Source organism: Peptacetobacter sp. AB845, assembly GCF_047528295.1.
Classification (GTDB): domain Bacteria; phylum Bacillota; class Clostridia; order Peptostreptococcales; family Peptostreptococcaceae; genus Peptacetobacter.
This window is the reverse complement of sequence record NZ_CP180001.1, coordinates 1,163,420-1,182,650: the sequence shown is the minus strand read 5'-3', so window position 1 is coordinate 1,182,650 and position 19,231 is coordinate 1,163,420. Positions and strand designations below refer to the sequence as shown.

Below are 19,231 nucleotides of genomic sequence, written 5' to 3'. Positions count from 1 at the left end.
TTTTATATAACCATTCCTCCATTTACACCTACAACTTGACCAGTTATAAAATTGCCTTTTTCTGCTAAAAAATATACAGTCTCAGCAATATCCTCTGGTTTACCTAGTTTCATAAGAGGAGTCTCTTCTTTTAGCTCATTAAGTGTTTCTTCTCCATAATAAGCACACATATCAGTCATTATTACACCTGGAGACACTGCATTCACTCTTATATTAGAAGGTCCTACCTCTTTTGCAAGTGCCTTTGTCATACCTATTATCGCAGCTTTTGATGCTGAATAGTGTACTTCACAAGAACCACCTGTTTCGCCCCACATAGATGTTATATTTATTATACTTCCACTCTTCTCCCATATCATATGTTGAAGAGCCTTTCTTGAGCAGTTAAACACACTTGTAACATTGATAGACATCATTCTTTCCCAGTCCTCATCAGTTATATCTGTAAATAGCTTATCCTGACTTATACCTGCATTATTTACAAGTACGTCAAGTCCTCCAAATTCTTTTAAACAATACTCTATCATAGCATCTGCCTCAGAGCTTTTAGACACATCTGCTTTAAAAACTTTTATACTATACCCTTCTTCTGTTAGCATTTTTTCAAGTTCCATTGCTTCTTTTTCTGAATTATTGTAGTTTGCCAATACATTATACCCATTTCTTGCAAATTCTATTGCTGTTGCCCTTCCTATTCCTCTTGAAGCCCCTGTTATAACCGCTGTCTTATTCATTTTATATTCCTCCAAATTATCATAAAAAAAGTATCCCCCCGATTGAAAGGATACTTTTTATTTATTTTAAATTATTATTTTGCCTATTCTGTAGCTTCTCCGCCACCAGATTCTCCTCCTGATGAACCGCCAGATTCTCCGCCTGATGAGCCACCACCAGATTCTCCTCCTAATGATTCTCCTCCACCAGATTCTCCTCCTGATGACTCTCCACCTGATGAGCCACCACTGTTGTCAGATCCTCCGCCTGATGAACCGCCACTATTATTGTCTGTTCCACCACTTGATGAACCACCATTATGGTCTGTTCCACCATTTGATGAGCCGCCATTGTTATTTGTTCCAGTATTATTGTTAGCGTTTGGATCTTCTGGAGTTGGAACTGTTGGTTTATTAGCTGTATCTTCACCCTTACTTACTACAAGTGATATTTTACCATCAGAAGTACTCTGTGATAATACTGTTCCCTCTTTGTAAGCCGAGCTAAACTCATAAGTTATATTACCTACTGCAAATCCTTTAGCCTGAATCATACTCTGAGCCTGAGTTAAATTCATACCTATTACGTTAGGCTCTTCTTTGTTGTTATTACCTTTACTTACAACAACTGTAATTACATCGCCTTCTTTTAATTCAGTTCCTGCATCAGGGTCCTGAGAGATTATTTCATTTTCAGCAGCCGAATAGCTATATTCATATCCAGCAACTTCTAATTTTAATCCCATTTCTTCTAAAGTAGATTCTGCCTGAGTTACCTGCATTCCCTCTACATTAGGGGCAACTATTCCATCATTTTTGCCAAATCCACCAAATATACTTGAACCGAATAATTTAAAGAACACACCAACCTGTGCTAAAAGTATTAAAGAAAGTATAACCGCTGCTATTTTTAATCTTTTCTTAGTCTTAGGTGTTTCCTCTCTTATTACCTTTTTCTTCTTTCTTTTTCTCTTAGGAATGTAATCTTCTTCTTCCTCATCTTCATATAAATCATCATCGTAATCGTCGTCTTCGTCGTAATATCCAGCATCATCTCCGTCTATATCTGCTATAGCTGCTGGAGTTATTCTCGGTTTCCCAACTGTATTTAGATTTCTTTCGTCTATATGTCTTGTAGCAAAATCATCATATTCTTTTATGAAATCTAAATCTATATTTTTTTCTATGTATTCTATATCTTCTATAAGTTCCTCAGCTGTCTGGTATCTATCAGCACTATTTTTTTCTGTAAGCTTTTTGATTATAGTTCTTACACTCTGAGGTATTCTTATTTTTTCTTCTTCTGTAAATTCTATATCATCATTTATATGCTGAAGTGCTATAGATACTGGAGTATCTCCTCTAAAAGGAAGTTTTCCTGTAAGCATTTCGTAAAGCACTATACCTAATGAATATAAATCTGCATTATTAGTAACAAATTTACCTTTTGCCTGTTCTGGAGAGAAATAGTGAACAGAACCTATTACCCCACCTATATTAGTCATAGTAGAGTTTGAAACAGCCTTAGCTATACCAAAATCGGCAACCTTAGCTATACTTCTACCTTCATTTGATATAAGTATATTGTGAGGTTTTATATCTCTATGTATTATTCCTCTTTTATGAGCACATCCAAGAGCCATAGCTATCTGTTTAGTTATGTCTAATGCTGTGTACTCATCAAGAGTACCTTCTTCCTGTATTATTTCTTTTAAGTTTTTTCCGTTTACATATTCCATTACTATGTAATGAACTTTTCCGTCTTCTCCAACATCGTAAACATTAACTATATTTGGATGAGAAAGACTTGCAACCGCTTCAGCCTCTCTCTTAAATTTCTTTAAAAATTCCTGGTCATCTACAAATTCAGGTCTTAAAACCTTAACTGCAACAACCCTGTTTAATAATTTATCCTTTGCTTCATAAACGTAGGCCATTCCGCCTTCGCCAATTTTCTTTTCTATTTTATATCTATTTCCTAAAACTGTATCTCCCACGTTATATCACCGTCCTAACTAAACTCTAACTAGTATAACTGAAACATTGTCATTTCCAGCATTATTTGCTGTATCAATTAATTCATCGCTTATATCTTCAAATTCGTCATTATTCTTTATTATATCTTCTATTTCATCATCTGTTACGCAACCTGTTAGCCCATCTGTTGCTAAAAGTATTATACCACTTTTTTCAATATTTTGTTTAAATATATCCACAATAACAAACGGGTCTGGGCCAATAGCTCTTGTTATATAGCTTCTATTTGGATGTTTCATGGCCTCTTCTTCTGTGATTGCATTTTTTTCTATTAACTCCTCAACATAAGAATGGTCTCTTGTTATCCTTTTTAATCCATTTTCTTCGTCGTATACATACCCTCTACTATCACCTACATTTGCCATGTAAAGATGATTTTTATAAAGTATTGCTGTAGTTAATGTAGTCCCCATTCCAGAAAAAGTTTCATCACTTGAAGCTTTTTCAAAAATTAGGCTATTCACATTATTATACGCTTGTTTCAGTATATCGTCTATATATTCTATTTTTATCTTGCTAGTTTGAAGTAAGTTTTCCTTTAAAAAGAGGATAATATTTTCGGCGGCTATTTTACTAGCAACCTCTCCTTTTTTATAGCCTCCCATACCGTCAGCTATTGCAAACAAGCCAATCTCCTCATTTTCTACTTCCACAATCTCACACTTACAATAATCCTCATTATTTTTTCTAACCAATCCCACATCAGAGGCAAAATAAAATTCCATAAAATCCCTCCTTTTAGATTACTTGTGTTTTCTTCTAAGCTGTCCACAAGCTCCACTTATATCAGATCCCATTGAAATTCTGACTGTAGCTGGAATATTTCTTTCTTCAAGATAATCTCTGAATTTATAAATAAATGCCTTATCCGGTTTTTTGAAATCTCTCTCATCAACTTCATTTATAGGTATTAAGTTTACATGACAAAGCATTCCTTTTAATAATGATGCTAATGCTTCTGCTTCCTTCTTACCGTCATTTACATCTTTTATTAATGAATACTCAAATGTAACCCTTCTATTTGTCTTTTTAATATAATATCTACAAGCATCCAAAATTTCTTTTATGCTGTATTTATTAGCAACAGGCATTATTTCCTTTCTCTTCTCGTCATAAGGAGAATGAAGAGATATTGCTAGATTTATAGGAATTTCTAAATCCGCTAGCTCATAAATCTTAGGAACTATACCACAAGTAGATAGCGTTATATGTCTATACCCTATATTTAATCCATTTTCATCATTTACAATTTTTAAGAACTGTTTTGTATTATCGTAGTTATCTAGTGGCTCACCACTTCCCATAAGAACTAGATTAGACACTCTTTTTCCAGTATCTTCCTGAATCTTCATTATCTGGTCTAGTATTTCCCATGGTTCAAGGTTTCTAACTAATCCATCCATAGTAGATGCACAGAATCTACATCCCATTCTACAACCTACCTGATTAGAAACACAAACAGTAACCCTGCTATCGTAATCCATCATAACTGTTTCTATTATATTTCCATCATTTAGTAAAAATAGATATTTTTTAGTTTTCCCATCTTTTGATTCTAATTTTAATTCTATATCTATATTACCTATATAAGAAACTTCTTCCAATTTTTCTCTAAGAGATTTTGGAATATTTTTCATATCGTCGAAAGTTTTAGCACCTTTGTAAATCCAAGAATAAACCTGAGTTCCTCTAAATGCCTTTTCTCCGATTTCTTTCATAAATTCTTTCATCTCAGCTTCTGTAAAATTTTTCAAAGCCTTTTTATTTTCCATAATATTACCTCATTTATTATTTAACTCTTTTCATTTTTGCTATAAAGAATCCATCCATTCCATGAACATTTGGATATATTTTTATGTATCCTTTTTCCTGTTCATCTGGATCTACATTTATTCCTTCTATTGGAACTAATTCATAGTTTGGATTTTCTTTTAAGAACTTCTCAACAACTTCTATATTTTCGCAGTCCTGAACTGTACAAGTTGAATATACTAAAGTTCCATTTATTTTAACATATTTAGATGCATTTTCAAGTATTTTAGACTGAATTTTAGGTAAATCTGCCAATTCCTCTTTAGCTTTATATTTTATTTCTGGTTTTCTTCTTATTATTCCAAGTCCAGAACAAGGAACATCAGCAAGTACACAATCAAATTTATCCACACTAGCCTCATCTAAAACAGTCGCATCAAATTCCTCAGCTTCTATATTTTTTATACCTAGTCTCTTTGATGCTGCTTTTATTACCTTTATTTTATGCTCAAAAACATCTCTTGATACTACTTTTCCTGTATTTTTCATAAGCTCGGCCATGTGAGTACTCTTTCCACCTGGGGCACTGCAAACATCTAGTACCATATCCCCTTCTTTAGGAGCTACAACCTTAGCTACAAGCATAGAACTTATATCCTGAACAGTAAATAGTCCTTCTTTATATAATCTAGAGCTTTCTATACCTTTAAAGTTTTCAACCATTATAGCCTCTTCTGGAAGTAACGCTCTAGAAGCCTTAATTCCTTCTTTTTCAAATTCTTTTAGAAGAGAATCTCTGTCCATTTTTAAAGTATTTGTTCTAACATATAAATCTGGTCTTTCATTTAAAGCTTCAAGAAGCTCCTCTGCAAACTCTATACCAAAGTTTTTAACCCAATCCTCTACAATCCACTGCTGATATGAATATTTAACAGCTAATCTTCTGATTGGATCCTCTATATCTATATATTTTATAGTTCTTTTCTGTCTTATCTCATTTCTTAAAATAGCATTTACAAATCCCTTAGACTTTCCGTCGTATTTACTAGCCAGTTTAACTGTCTCATTAACAGCTGCATGGTCTTCAATCTTATCTAAGAATAAAATCTGATATGTCCCCATTCTAAGAATTATCTTAACAAAACTAGACATCTTCTTAACTTTTATCTTTGATAATTTATTTATTATAAAATCTAAGTATTTTCTATTTTCTATAACTCCATAAACAAGCTCTGTCGCAAGCCCTTTATCCTTGTCACTTACTTTTTCATTTTTAAAAATCTTATTGATTGCCATATTAGAATAGTTTTTTTCTATCTCAATATCGCAAAGAATCTTAAATGCCGCCTCTCTTGCGTTCATATTATTAACCTCTCTATCTTTATGCAATAAACTTGCATAGTAATCTAATATTAATTATACACTAAATAATAGAATTCTGTCACTCAAAAAAGAAGATGATATAGACAATGCACTCCAGGCTTCGACGTCACGCCCTTTTATCTAACACATTTAAAAGTTGCGTGACGTCTGTAGATTGTCGTAGCTTTTGTCTATATACATCTTCTTTTGAGATAAAAATTCTATAATTTTATGTATATCTTAACCTAAATTGGCCGAAACATATATTTTGTTGGCAGTTCCTTTTACTTATTTTTCTATCCCCGAATTCCATATTTAAAAAAGATAAATGATTGCTGTTGCAAGTTTTTTGCAATCTGACTTTTGGCGGGTAATCACGAATTAATTTGCATCGACAATTCCGCAAGTGCCACACACATATTTCTATCTTTTTCCTTTAGGCTCAGCTGGCACTTATATTTTGTTGGCAGTTCTTTTTGTCTTGAATAATTATTTGAAATGAACTCGACAATCTGGAAATGCCCCGCAACAGATTTAAGGTCTTATATAATTTTGCGGGGCATTGAAGCCTGGAGAGGAATTCAAATAATTATTCAAGACAGAAAAAAAGACTGCCACAAAATATTGTGACAGCCCCTCCTATTAATCATCTCTATTGTTTGCTATTAGTAATAGTCTTGCAAGTTGTAGTATTGCAGTTAATGCCGCAGCAACATAAGTCATCGCAGCTGCAGATAATACTTTTCTACTATCTCTTGCTTCTCCACTATCGACAATACCTAAATCCTGTAACTGGAATAATGCTCTTTTTGAAGCATTAAATTCAACAGGAAGTGTTACTAACTGGAAGATTACTGTTGCAGAGAACATCAATATCCCAAGCTGTAGCATAGTATTATTTCCAGAGAAGAATAAACCTACAAATATAAGTATCCAAGATAAACTAGAAGCAAAGTTTACAACAGGAACTATTGCCCCTCTTATTTCTAGAGGCTTATATCCATAAGCGTGCTGTAGTGCATGTCCACATTCATGTGCTGCAACAGCAACAGAAGTTATAGATGTTCCGTAGTACACTTCTTCTGATAATCTAAGTACTTTTTTTCTTGGATCGTAATGGTCAGTTAAAGTCCCTCTTATTGGAACTACTCTAACATCTCTTATTCCATTTGCTGCTAAAATTCTCTCAGCAGTTTCTTGTCCATTATATCCGCTACGAGATTTTATTCTAAAAAATCTATTTGTAGTTGATGATACTTTAAACTGTGCGTACATTGTAAATAGTATCGCAGGTATTAAAATCATCATTGTTGGGTCGTAAAACATACCCATTCCATAATATGGCATCATTTTAAAATCACCGTCCTATTTTCCTTTAAAAAACAATACAGCTTCTCTTACCATATCCATATTTACCCTAGTGTCAAAGCAAGGTCCATTAGGTCTTTCATTATATACACCAAGTACTGGAATTCCCTTGACATCTATTATTCCCTCAGTTAAATCTCTCTCGCAAGCAACTGCAATTACTGCTTTAGGTCTATTTTCTATTATAACCTTTCTTGCTAAAGTCCCACCTGTAGCTATAAATACATGCACATCTTCATCATCTCCCAATTTTGCAAGATCTGCTATATTGCATAGTCCACATCTAGCACAGTTTTCAATTGTAGAGGTAACTCTAAATTTACATGTATGCTGCTGTAGGCAATGAGGTAATAACACTAGTATATCCTTACCCTTTAAAGAATATTTTTTAGTTCTAACATAGCTATTATTTAATTTAATAAAAACTCTTCTAATTCCACTCTTAGACATACCTGCAAGCTCTGAAATCACTACAATTATAGGATATAATGTCTTTACAATTCTATAATTTATCTTCATTAGACTAGGGCTTACTTTTTTATCATCTAAAACTTTTTTAGTTATAATTGCAGAAAATAAGAATATAATCGCAATTATAGAAATAAGAGCTATACTTATGTATATTATTAAACTAGGTGTTCCAGCTACTAAAAAATCACCTATCAAAGTAATTGCCAGTAGCACAGAAAATAAAATAGCTATACTTATTGAATATTTCTTCATATCTGACATAATATCACCTATGAAAGAACAGCTCCAGTTTCTACACTGTTACCTTTTATATATTCTGATACAGGCATTCTCTTTTTATTTGGCATCTGCATTTCTTTTATTAAAATTACGCCATCTCCTGTACTTACTTTTATCCCCATTTTATCTGTACCTAGTATAGTACCAGGTTCTTTATTGCTAGTTTCGTTTAATACTTCTGTTTTCCAAACTTTCATTTTTCCTTCATTGTATATAGCATAAGCACTTGGCCAAGGATTAACTCCTCTAACTAGGTTATGTATTTCTCTTGAAGTTTTGCTAAAATCTATATGCCCTAGCTCTTTATCCATTGTAGGTGCATAAGTAAATTCCTCATGATTCTGCTGAATTCTTGGAGCTTTTCCTTCTGCTATTAAATCAACAGTTTCCTTTAATACCTCTGCTCCTTCAACCATCATTATATCGTGAAGTTCACCAGCTGTTATCTGATCATCTAACTTAAATTCTCTTGTTAGTATCATATCACCTGTGTCTAGTCCTTCATCCATGTACATTGTAGTAACACCTGTTTTTTCTTCACCGTTTATTATTACCCAGTTTATAGGTGCTGCTCCTCTGTATTTTGGAAGTAAAGATACATGTACGTTTACGCATCCGAATTTTGGTATTTCTAATATTTCTTTTGGAAGTATCTGTCCAAATGCTACAACTACTATTAAATCTGGATTTATTTCTTTTATAGTCTGAACAAATTCTTCATCTCTAGCTCTAACTGGCTGATATACTGGTATATCGTGTTCAACAGCTAGTTCTTTTACTGGTGGCATTGCCAATTTTTTACCTCTGCCTTTTGGTTTATCAGGCTGAGTAACTACAGCTAGTATCTCATGCTTTTCATCTATTAATTTCTGTAAGCATGGAACAGCTATATCTGGAGTACCCATAAATACAACTTTCATCTACATTCATCCTACTTTCTTAATTTGCTATTTCTTTATACTATATTTGATCTATATTATTTGTACTGTATTCAATTTATACTCTTTATCATATTTATTAGATAAATCAATTTTATTTAATAAACCAATTATTTTTCTACTCTATCAACAAATAATATTCCATCTAAGTGGTCTAATTCATGGCAGAAAGCTCTTGCAAGTAATTCTTCTCCTGCTAATTCAAATTCTTTTCCGTATCTGTCCTGAGCTTTAACCTTTACAAAGTATGGTCTAGTAACAGGTTCATTTATATTGTCTACACTTAGGCATCCTTCTATATCAGTCTGTTTTCCAGATGCTTCTATTATTTCTGGATTTATTAATTCTATAATTCCTTCACCTATATCTATAACAACCGCTCTTTTTAACATACCAACCTGAGGTGCTGCAAGTCCTACACCATCTGCTTCGTACATAGTGTCAGCCATATCATCTAATAACTGTCCTAATTTTTCATCGAATTTTGTAACTGGTTTACATTTTTTTCTTAATACTGGTTCTCCCATTTTTGTAACTCTTCTTAAAGCCATTTTTTATTCCTCCTAATAACCGTTTTAACTGTTCTTTTTAATAATAAGTTTTATTTTTTATTTTCATATTTTAAAGTACGCTATTTGGATTTACCGATATTGAAATATTTATTCCCTTATCAAATACAACATCTCTTTTTGTTATACATACATATTTAATTATACCCTTTAAAAGATTAATTTCAACACCATCATCCTTAAATAATATCTGCCATCTGTAATTTTTATTTATTCTAGAAATAGCACATGGATTTGGCCCTAATATAAAGCTTAAATCCTCTACACCTCTTCCTTTAAATAAATATCTTAAAGAATTATACATCGAGTATGCATTTTTCTCTACCAGTTTTTCATTTTCTCCACTTATAACAACACTTATCATATTATTAAATGGAGGGTATTCAAACGTCTCTCTGATTTTAATTTCATTTTCATAAAATTTTTCAAAATCATACTCCATCGCACATTTTATCGCATAATGGTCTGTATTATAAGTCTGAAGCACAACTTCTCCTTCTTTATCTGCTCTTCCTGCTCTTCCCGCAACCTGAGTAATTAACTGGAAGGTTGTTTCAAAGCTTTTAAAATCAGGGAAGTTTAACATCATATCCGCCGAAATTATTCCTACTAATGTAACATCAGAAAAATCTAGCCCCTTAGAAATCATCTGAGTGCCTATTAAAACATCTGCCTCTTTATTTCTAAATTTCTCTAAAATTTCCTCTGTCGCACCTTTTCTTGCAGTAGTATCCTTATCCATTCTAAGCACCTTAATTTCTGGAATCAGATGTTTTAGCTCTTCTTCTATCCTCTGAGTTCCTGTTCCAAAAGGTCTTAAATAGTTGCTACCACATTCTGGGCATTCACTAGGTACCTGTTTTTCGTATCCACAGTAGTGACATCTAGCTGTATTGCTTCTTTTGTGGTATGTAAGAGAAATATCGCAGTTTTCACATTTCATAACATATCCACAACTTCTGCAAGACACAAAGTTTGCATATCCTCTTCTATTTAAGAATAAAATCGTCTGATTTTTTTCTAAAGTATTTTTCTTTATTTTTTCTATCAAAGTCGAGCTAAATATACTCTTATTTCCCATTCCTAGCTCGGCCTTCATATCTACAACCTCTATCTTAGGCAATGGCTTAGAATTTGCCCTTTTATCTATCTTTAATAGTTCATATTCTCCATTTTTTGCTTTATAGTATTCCTCAACTGAAGGTGTAGCTGATCCCATTACCAAGGTTACATTATTTTTGAATGACATGTATCTTGCAACCTCAAGTGCACTAAACTTAGGATTCATCTCTGACTTATAAGCAGATTCGTGGAATTCGTCTATTATAACAACTCCCAAGCTCCTAAATGGTGCAAATAGTGCAGACCTTGCTCCAATAAGTATTCTTATCTCGCCTTTTTTGACTGCCCTAAAAACATCGTATTTTTCTCCTTCAGATAATTGACTGTGGAAAACTCCTACTATATCGCCAAATCTATTCTTTATTCTAGCAACAGTTTGAGGTGTAAGAGAAATCTCTGGAACAAGGATTATACTATCTAGGCCTTGAGAAAGTGCATATTCAACTATATCCATATACACCTCTGTTTTCCCACTTCCTGTTATCCCATGAAGTATGTAAGGCTTTTTATCTTCGTCAAACATCTCATTTTTTACAACCTCAGCAACTTCTCTCTGTTGCTCATTTAATTCTATTTTCTTTGATTCAGCACTATATCTCGATTCAGGCTTTCTATAATAAGCTTTCATTGTAAAATCGAGTAAACCTCTATCTTTCAATGAATTTATACTTTGCTTAGAAACCTTTAAAATATCGACAATATCGTTTATCTCAGCTTCCTCATTTAATTTAAGAAATTCTATAATTTCTCTCTGTTTATTTCCTATTCTTATCTTATTCTCAGAAATATACTCCTCTGTATCATCTTCATCGTATCTTAGACTTACAAAGCAAATATTCTTTTCATTTTTTGTGTTAGCATATTCCCATTTTATATCTACAACACCTTTATTTTTCATTCTGTGTAGTATATTATTTATATTTTCCAAGTATTTTAGCTTTTCTACCTTAATTTTTCCTTTATTTTCCGAAATTTTTATTGCAACTTTTTTCTCATCATCAGATAGAGAATCCATTTTTTCTAAATAATCATTTTTTAAAACTGCAACCTTGTAATTTTTTAACTTAAGTCCCTTTGGATAAATCATATTTATACATTCCATATATGTGCAAATATATCTATTCTTCATCCAATGAACTAGCTCAAGTTGCTCAGGTAAAAACAAAGGCTCTTCATCTAAAATATCTACTATTTCCTTAATTTTAAATTTTTTATCTGAATTCTCTTCCTCTAAACCTTTTTCATCTCCAAAATTATTCTTAATCTTAAAGACAAAAGCCTCTATAGGTTTATTACCCTTTCCAAAAGGAACTAAAACTCTATGTCCTATTCTTAGGACATCCTCTAGAAATTCTGGGATTTTATAAGTGAAGAGATTATCCGTATAAACTGTATTACTTCTGACTATAACCTCTGCATACATTTACTCCATCCCTCCTTTTTCTAAAATATATGTAAAAAAATAGAGGAGTTACCCCTCTATTTTTTATTGATTTTATTTTTAATAATTTTCTCTCGATATTACTGATTTTCTATTATTCCTTTTACTTTATCAAGTATAATATCTGCAACATCTTCTTTACTCATTTTTGGATAATCTTCCATATTTCCGTCAGCATCTATTATTTTAACTATGTTAGTATCTGTGTTAAATCCAGCACCTTCTTTAGTTAAGTCGTTTGCTACTATAAAATCTAAGTTTTTAGATTCTATTTTTCTCTGAGCATTTTGAAGTAAGTCATTTGTTTCTGCTGCAAATCCTACTAAAACCTTATCTGCTTTGATTTTACCCATTTCTTTGGCAACATCCTTAGTTCTAGCAAGCTCTATTGAAAGGTCTCCTTCTTTCTTTTTGACCTTTTTCTTTGAATAATTTTTAGGCTTATAGTCTGCAACTGCAGCACTCTGTATAAGTACATCGCAGTCCTCAAAATTATCATTTACAGCATTATAAAGACTTTCTGCAGATGAAGTTTGAACAAATTTATGTACTCCTCTAGGTATATCTAAGCTTGTAGGCCCTGATATAAGAGTTACCTCAGCACCTCTCATAATCGCTCTTTTTGCTATTGAGTATCCCATTTTTCCTGATGATCTATTAGTTAAGTATCTTACAGGGTCTATATCTTCAACAGTAGGACCTGCTGTAACAGTTATCTTCATACCTTTTAAATCATCACTTCCAAATAAAGAAACATATACCTCATGTACTATATCGTCGACATCGGCTAATTTTCCTTTACCTAAATCTCCACATGCAAGTCTTCCTGAAGCTGGCTCTACAAATTTGTATCCATATCTCTTTAATTTTTCGATATTATCCTGAACTATAGGATTTTCGTACATATTTGTATTCATAGCAGGTGCTATAATAACTGGTGCTTTTGTAGCCATAACTGTAGTAGTTAGCATATCATCAGCTATTCCACCAGCTATCTTTCCAATCACATTTGCAGTAGCGGGTACTATTAAGAAAGTATCTGCTTTTTTTGCAAGAGATATATGCTCTACATCCCAAGTCTTTGGCTCTTCAAACATATCTGTTATAGCAAAGTTCTGGCTTAGTGTCTGGAAAGTCATCGGAGCTACAAACTCACATGCAGATTTTGTCATTATTACATGTACTTCTACATCTAATTTTTTTAGCTTACTAACAATATCACAAGCCTTATATGCAGCTATTCCACCGCAAACCCCGATTACTACTGTTTTCTTTTCCATAATATTACTCCTGCTGTTCAGCTATCTGTCTGTTCTGTTCTTCCTGATGTAATTTTTCTTTTGTTGCTATTTCTTCTTCTGTTAATAATCTGTAAGTTATTTTTCCTTCTGCAACTTCTTTAGTAGCAGTTATAACTGGTTTTTCTTTTTTAGCTGTTTCTACATAAGGTTCAGCTCCGTCAACTAATTCTCTAGCTCTTTTTGCTACAGTCCAAGCTAGGTAGTATCTGTTGTCTATTTTTTCTAATACGTCGTTTATTGATGGTTTTAACATTTTTTATATTCCTCCTCAAATTCTTTAAGTATTGCTTCTTTGTATCTTTCTGTTTTGTTTTTTTCTGCTGCTATTATAGATTCTATGTCCTTAGCTGCAGTTTCAACATCTTCATTTATTATGAAATAGTCGTATTCTTTTAGAGTCTGTATCTCTTCATACGCCATGCTGAATCTTTTTTCAATCTGTTCTTCTGTTTCAGTTCCTCTACCAACTAATCTTTTCTTTAATTCTTCTAAAGATGGTGGTAATACGAATATAAGAACTGAATCTGGGCACATTTTTTTAACATTTAAAGCACCTATCATCTCTATTTCAAGAAGTACATCCTGACCTTTTTCAAGATTTTCCATTATAGCTGCTTTTGGAGTTCCGTAGAAGTTGCCGTATCTTTCAGCGTATTCAAAAAGATCTCCTTCTTCTATCATTTTCTTAAATTCTTCGTGTGTTTTGTAATAATAGTTTACGCCTTCCTGTTCTCCTTCTCTAGGAGCTCTAGTTGTAGCAGATACAGATAACTTTATGTTTTCGTTATTTTTTAATAACTCTTTACATATTGTACCTTTTCCCGCACCTGAAGGTCCTGAAACAACAGTTAGAATCCCTTTTCTATTCATTTTCAAAATCCTCCGCTTAATTTATTTTTAATACAGAATAAATTCTACAAATTATTCTATATTCTGAATCTGTTCTCTTATTTTTTCTAATTCGCTCTTAATTTCAACAACTGTATTTGTTATTTCTAAATCTGATGATTTTGAGCCTATAGTATTAGTTTCTCTATTCATTTCCTGAATTAAGAAGTCTATTTTTCTACCTATAGAATCATTTCTTTCTATTGTTGTTTTAAGCTGAGCTATATGGCTCTTAAATCTAACTATTTCTTCAGTTATATTGCTCTTATCCGCATATATAGCCACTTCCATAGCTATTCTATTTTCATCTATTATTTCAGGATTATCTAAAAATTCCTTAATTCTTGAAGTTAATTTTTCTTTATATTCAACAACTACTGTTTCTGAATATTCTTCTATTCTATCTATGTATTCTCTAAGTAGTCCACATCTCATTTTTATGTCTTCTGCAAGTTTTTTACCTTCTATAGTTCTCATTTCAGTAAGTTTTTCCATAGAAGCCTTAACAGCCTGTTCTAACATATTCCAAAGAAGGTCTTCATCATCTTCCTTTTCTTCTGTTCTAACAACATCTGGGAATTTTGCGATGTTCATTATAGATATATCATCATCCATAGAGTATCTATCTTTTATCCGAGTTAGTATATTGTAGTACTGGTCTGCTAGCTGTTCATCAAATTTTAAACTAACATCTTCACTTCCAGTAAGTTCTAATTTTATAAATACATCAGCTCTTCCTCTTTTTACATAGTCTTTTATTAAATTTCTAACTTTATCCTCTAAAAAAGCTATTTTTCTAGGAAGTCTTATATTTATATCAGAGTATTTGTGATTTATTGTTCTACATTCTACTAAAAAATAATAATTATCATCTCTATATTCGCCTCTTCCGAAGCCTGTCATACTTATTGCCATCTCTTAAACCTCCAAGTATCCTTCGCATATTTTAACAGCTGGTCCTGTCATATACACTGTATCACCTATATCAATTTTAACTGTTCCACCTTTTGATGTAACATTCATACTCTTTTCTGTTTTTCTAAGATAATTGCAAATTATAGCTGATGCAGTCATTCCCGTTCCACAACCTAATGTATATCCACATCCTCTTTCCCAAGTGTACACGTTTATATTGTACTGATCTCTAACCTTTACAAAGTTTACATTTGTTCTTTCTGGGAATAATTCACAATTTTCTATAGCTGGCCCATATTTTTTTATCATATCTAGGTCAAATTCATCTACAAAAACTATTGTATGAGGTACTCCCATAAGCATAGATGTTATTGTAAAATCTCTATCTAATATATGTACTTTTTCCTCGATGAATTTTTCCTTATCTGTAGATACGGGAATTTCACTTGTTTTAAATGTTCCCCCACTCATATCTACTTTTATATTTATTACGTCTCCTAAATCCGATGTATTTACTATTACATGTTTTATACCTGCTAAAGTATCAACATCAAATTCTTTTTCATTGACTATATGGTTATCGTAAACAAATCTACAGAAACATCTAAGTCCATTTCCACACATAGCAGCTCTTGAGCCATCAGAATTGTAGTAGACCATTTCAACATCTGCTACATTCGAATTTTTTACAACTAAAAGTCCATCTGCCCCAACAGACATCCTTCTGTTACATACCTGTAACGCCAATGAAGAATACTCTGAAGGACTTTTTCCGTCATTTCTCCCATCTATAGCTATAAAATCATTTCCTATACCATGTAGTTTCCAGAATTTCATATTCATACACTCCTTATACAGTATTTTTACTACCTACTTTCGAGAATAAAAAATTCTGCATAAACCCAAGTAGTAGTTTTTTATCACACTTGAAAGTTCCGTATGTGTGTTTCAAATAGTCTTCCTTAACTATATAATTATACACTAAAATTTCATTGTTTCCAAATTATTATTTACATTGACGTTAAACTTTTATTTTAAAAATGATTAATTCTATTATTTTTTTAATAAATATAATTAATTATATTTCATTCCTTCTTACAAATTCTTTCAACTCTTAGAAATCCATAGCATTAATTTTTCTCTTACTTATTGATATTAGATACCATCATAAATACAGTTAATTATTAATTTCTAAATAAATTTCTTCAGTAAATACTGTTATAAATATAGATTAAAAATTAATTTTAGAATATAAAAAAAGAGACTCTTAGCAATTATTTTGCAATAAATCCATTTTTAATGATAATCTACTATAAATTTACTAACTTATAAAGGGTGGATAAATCAAAATTTGGCAAAACTATTGATAATATGTAGCATATGAGTTATATAGACAAAACTCCTTCGACAATCTGCAGACGCGTATTTTAGTAAAAACAAAACTATATCTCGCTCACGCGTCGAAGCCTGGAGAAGAGTTTGTCTATATCTCATATGCTTCGCATAGTAACAAAGGGTGGCAAATTTTGTTTTCCCCACTCTTATCTAATTAGTAATTTTATAAAAAATAATCTAAAAAGGGACTATTGCAAAATAATGCAAGAGTCCCTTTTCTTTATCCTAAAACTAATTCTTTAACTGTATTTATAACAGTATCTACATCTTCTCTACTCACATTTACATGAGTTACGAATCTGTATTCTCCATTTTCCATTCCACTTATTTTTATTCCTCTATCGTACATTTTCTGAACGAATTCCTTTTCTGGTATCACATCTTCACCCATTGTGAAATAAACCATACTTATATCATTAGTATTTTTATTTACTGATATTCCATCTATTTTATCTAATTCATCTGCTAAATAGTGGCTGTTTCTATGGTCTTCATCTAATCTTTCAGTCATTTCATCTATAGCTATAAGTCCTGCTGCTGCAAGTATTCCAACCTGGCGCATTCCACCACCCATTAGTTTCTGTTTTCTTCTAGCTTTTTCGATAAATTCTTTGCTTCCTGCTACTATTGAACCAACTGGTGCTCCAAGACCTTTTGATAAACAGAACATAACTGAATCACAACAAGCAGTTATTTCTTTTACATCTACACCTAATGCTTCTGCTGCATTGAATATTCTGGCTCCATCTAAGTGAACTGGTAAATTGTGTTTTTCTGCTACATCTTTTATAGCTCTTAAATTTTCAACACTTACTACTGTTCCACCTAAACAAGCATTTTCAACACATATAAGTCCAGTTGATGGTTCATGTATATCATCTCTTCTTATTGCCTTTTCAACTTCTTTAGGATCTAATTCACCTTTTATTCCTGTGTCTAAAGTTCTTAGCTGAACCCCAGCGATAACTGCAGGTGCCCCAACTTCGTGAACAACTATGTGGTAATCTCTACCTATTATTATTTCCTGTCCTCTTGTACAGTGAGTGAATAGACAAAGCTGATTTCCAAAAGTTCCACTTGGAACAAATATAGCAGCTTCTTTTCCAACTTTTTCAGCAGCTTTTATTTCTAATTCATTTAAAGTAGGGTCATCTCTGTATATAGAATCACCAACTTCTGCTTCTGCCATAGCCTTTCTCATTTTATCTGTAGGCATTGTAACTGTATCACTTCTTAAATCAATAAATCTCATATCATCTATTCCTTTCAGTGTTTAAATTTCACAATTTAATTATATCAAAATATAATGATTTTTCACATATTTTAATATTTTAAAAATAAAAATTAAAATTATGTGATACTTTCTATTTTATTGGGTATATATCTATCATAAAAAATACTGTAATACATTCTTATACAATATTATTTTCTAAATTTTTTCCTATGAAATTTTTTAGATTTATACTATTTTATTATAGTTATTTTGCAATATTGTGAAATTTAATACTTTTCAAAAAACTATTGAACTTTTAAGAAAAAGATTGTATTATAAAGCCATAATATAAAAAAATTATTTTATATATAGGTTAAAAACTTTTTTATAGTTTATGTGAAAGGGGAACACTATTATGGGATTTTTAAATGGAAAAACAGTAATCGTTACTGGTGGAGGTAGATCTGTATTAAGCGACGGAAGATGCGGGTCTATAGGATATGGAATAGTTACAGCATTTGCTAAAGAAGGAGCAAATATAGTAATAACAGGACGTAATGTCAAAAAATTAGAAGACGCTAAAGAAGAAATAGAAAGACTGTATGGAGTAAAAGTTCTTCCAGTTAGAGCCGATGTAAGTGCAGGCGGCGATAACAAAGCTGTTGTTGATGAAGTTATAAAACAGACAATAGATGCTTTTGGAAGAATAGACGTATTAGTAAATAATGCTCAGGCTTCTGCTTCAGGTGTTACTTTAGAAGATCATACAACTGAACAGTTTGACCTAGCAGTATATTCAGGACTATACGCAACATTCTACTACATGCAGGCTTGTTTACCATACTTAAAAGAAACTAAAGGAAGCGTAATAAACTTCGCATCAGGTGCTGGTTTATTCGGAAACTTTGGACAGTGTGCTTATGCAGCTGCTAAAGAAGGTGTACGTGGATTAAGTAGAGTTGCAGCTAATGAATGGGGACAGTTTGGAATAAATGTAAACATAATCTGCCCACTTGCTTGGACTGCACAGCTTGAAAACTTTGAAAAAGCTTATCCACAGGCATTCAAAGAAAATGTTAAAATGCCACCTGCTGGACACTACGGAGATGCTGAAAAAGAAATCGGACGTGTATGTGTACAGTTAGCTTCACCAGACTTCAAATACATGAGTGGTGAAACAATAACTCTTGAAGGTGGAATGGGATTAAGACCTTAATTATTGGAACATAAAAGGAACAAGTTAATAACTGCTATCCGCTCCACGGTTACGACGCAAACGTCTCCAAGTGTCGCTGGACTAGCAGTTATTAATCTTGTTCCTATTTTTTTGTCCACAATTATTTAAGGTCTTAATTTGAAGGTAATAATTTTATATATTTTATAAATTATTATTTTTTTATTATACACAAAAGTGATGACATCTCTAAAATTTATTTTCTATCCCTTTGCTTGTTAGTAAAAAATACG

At 32.1% G+C, this 19,231-nt stretch carries 17 protein-coding genes; 1 reads left to right on the top strand and 16 read right to left on the bottom strand.

The window, feature by feature from the left end; all coding sequences use genetic code 11:
- Positions 1–2: 2 nt before the first annotated feature.
- The 16 genes from ymfI to ltaE form a co-directional block, all read right to left on the bottom strand.
- Complete coding sequence (ymfI, locus tag ACK2WO_RS05525; RefSeq protein WP_414698663.1) at positions 3–734, bottom strand: elongation factor P 5-aminopentanone reductase; 732 nt, start codon at positions 732–734, stop codon at positions 3–5.
- A gap of 83 nt (positions 735–817) precedes the next feature.
- Positions 818–2,710, bottom strand: a complete 1,893-nt coding sequence (gene pknB / locus ACK2WO_RS05520) for a Stk1 family PASTA domain-containing Ser/Thr kinase (protein ID WP_414698662.1) — start codon at positions 2,708–2,710, stop codon at positions 818–820.
- A gap of 18 nt (positions 2,711–2,728) precedes the next feature.
- A complete protein-coding gene (locus ACK2WO_RS05515; protein ID WP_414698661.1) occupies positions 2,729–3,475 on the bottom strand; it encodes a Stp1/IreP family PP2C-type Ser/Thr phosphatase in 747 nt (248 codons plus the stop codon).
- Positions 3,476–3,493: 18 nt separating this feature from the next.
- The gene (gene rlmN, locus ACK2WO_RS05510; protein ID WP_178411552.1) at positions 3,494–4,522 is read right to left on the bottom strand and encodes a 23S rRNA (adenine(2503)-C(2))-methyltransferase RlmN; all 1,029 of its coding nucleotides are present in this window, start codon (positions 4,520–4,522) and stop codon (positions 3,494–3,496) included.
- A 16-nt stretch (positions 4,523–4,538) separates the two neighbouring features.
- Positions 4,539–5,864: a 16S rRNA (cytosine(967)-C(5))-methyltransferase RsmB gene (gene rsmB, locus ACK2WO_RS05505; protein ID WP_414698660.1), complete on the bottom strand. Its 1,326-nt coding sequence runs from the start codon at positions 5,862–5,864 to the stop codon at positions 4,539–4,541.
- Positions 5,865–6,506: 642 nt separating this feature from the next.
- Entirely contained in the window at positions 6,507–7,214 is a 708-nt protein-coding gene (locus tag ACK2WO_RS05500; RefSeq protein ID WP_414698659.1) for a zinc metallopeptidase, read from the bottom strand.
- A 15-nt stretch (positions 7,215–7,229) separates the two neighbouring features.
- Complete coding sequence (locus tag ACK2WO_RS05495) at positions 7,230–7,964, bottom strand: DUF116 domain-containing protein (RefSeq protein ID WP_414698658.1); 735 nt, start codon at positions 7,962–7,964, stop codon at positions 7,230–7,232.
- Between the two features lie 8 nt (positions 7,965–7,972).
- Positions 7,973–8,902: a methionyl-tRNA formyltransferase gene (fmt, locus tag ACK2WO_RS05490; RefSeq protein ID WP_414698657.1), complete on the bottom strand. Its 930-nt coding sequence runs from the start codon at positions 8,900–8,902 to the stop codon at positions 7,973–7,975.
- A 128-nt stretch (positions 8,903–9,030) separates the two neighbouring features.
- Positions 9,031–9,471 (bottom strand): peptide deformylase, encoded by a 441-nt coding sequence (gene def, locus ACK2WO_RS05485; RefSeq protein WP_414698656.1) that lies wholly within the window; start codon positions 9,469–9,471, stop codon positions 9,031–9,033.
- Between the two features lie 70 nt (positions 9,472–9,541).
- Positions 9,542–12,034 (bottom strand): primosomal protein N', encoded by a 2,493-nt coding sequence (gene priA / locus ACK2WO_RS05480; protein WP_414698655.1) that lies wholly within the window; start codon positions 12,032–12,034, stop codon positions 9,542–9,544.
- 98 nt (positions 12,035–12,132) lie between these two features.
- A complete protein-coding gene (coaBC, locus tag ACK2WO_RS05475) occupies positions 12,133–13,335 on the bottom strand; it encodes a bifunctional phosphopantothenoylcysteine decarboxylase/phosphopantothenate--cysteine ligase CoaBC (protein ID WP_414698736.1) in 1,203 nt (400 codons plus the stop codon).
- Position 13,336: 1 nt separating this feature from the next.
- Positions 13,337–13,606, bottom strand: a complete 270-nt coding sequence (gene rpoZ / locus ACK2WO_RS05470) for a DNA-directed RNA polymerase subunit omega (protein WP_414698654.1) — start codon at positions 13,604–13,606, stop codon at positions 13,337–13,339.
- Positions 13,600–14,223: a guanylate kinase gene (gene gmk / locus ACK2WO_RS05465; RefSeq protein WP_178412651.1), complete on the bottom strand. Its 624-nt coding sequence runs from the start codon at positions 14,221–14,223 to the stop codon at positions 13,600–13,602. The genes rpoZ and gmk overlap by 7 nt, the downstream gene beginning before the upstream one ends.
- 51 nt (positions 14,224–14,274) lie before the next feature.
- On the bottom strand, positions 14,275–15,156 hold the full coding sequence (locus tag ACK2WO_RS05460; RefSeq protein WP_414698653.1) for a YicC/YloC family endoribonuclease: 882 nt from the start codon (positions 15,154–15,156) through the stop codon (positions 14,275–14,277).
- 3 nt (positions 15,157–15,159) lie between these two features.
- Positions 15,160–15,993 carry a diaminopimelate epimerase gene (gene dapF / locus ACK2WO_RS05455; protein ID WP_414698652.1) on the bottom strand — a complete coding sequence of 278 codons (834 nt, stop codon included), beginning with the start codon at positions 15,991–15,993 and terminating at the stop codon, positions 15,160–15,162.
- 778 nt (positions 15,994–16,771) lie between these two features.
- Positions 16,772–17,803 (bottom strand): low-specificity L-threonine aldolase, encoded by a 1,032-nt coding sequence (gene ltaE, locus ACK2WO_RS05450; RefSeq protein ID WP_178411511.1) that lies wholly within the window; start codon positions 17,801–17,803, stop codon positions 16,772–16,774.
- 376 nt (positions 17,804–18,179) lie between these two features.
- Here ltaE and ACK2WO_RS05445 point away from each other — a divergent pair, with 376 nt between their 5' ends.
- On the top strand, positions 18,180–18,980 hold the full coding sequence (locus ACK2WO_RS05445; RefSeq protein WP_178411434.1) for an SDR family oxidoreductase: 801 nt from the start codon (positions 18,180–18,182) through the stop codon (positions 18,978–18,980).
- The last annotated feature ends 251 nt before the right edge of the window (positions 18,981–19,231 follow it).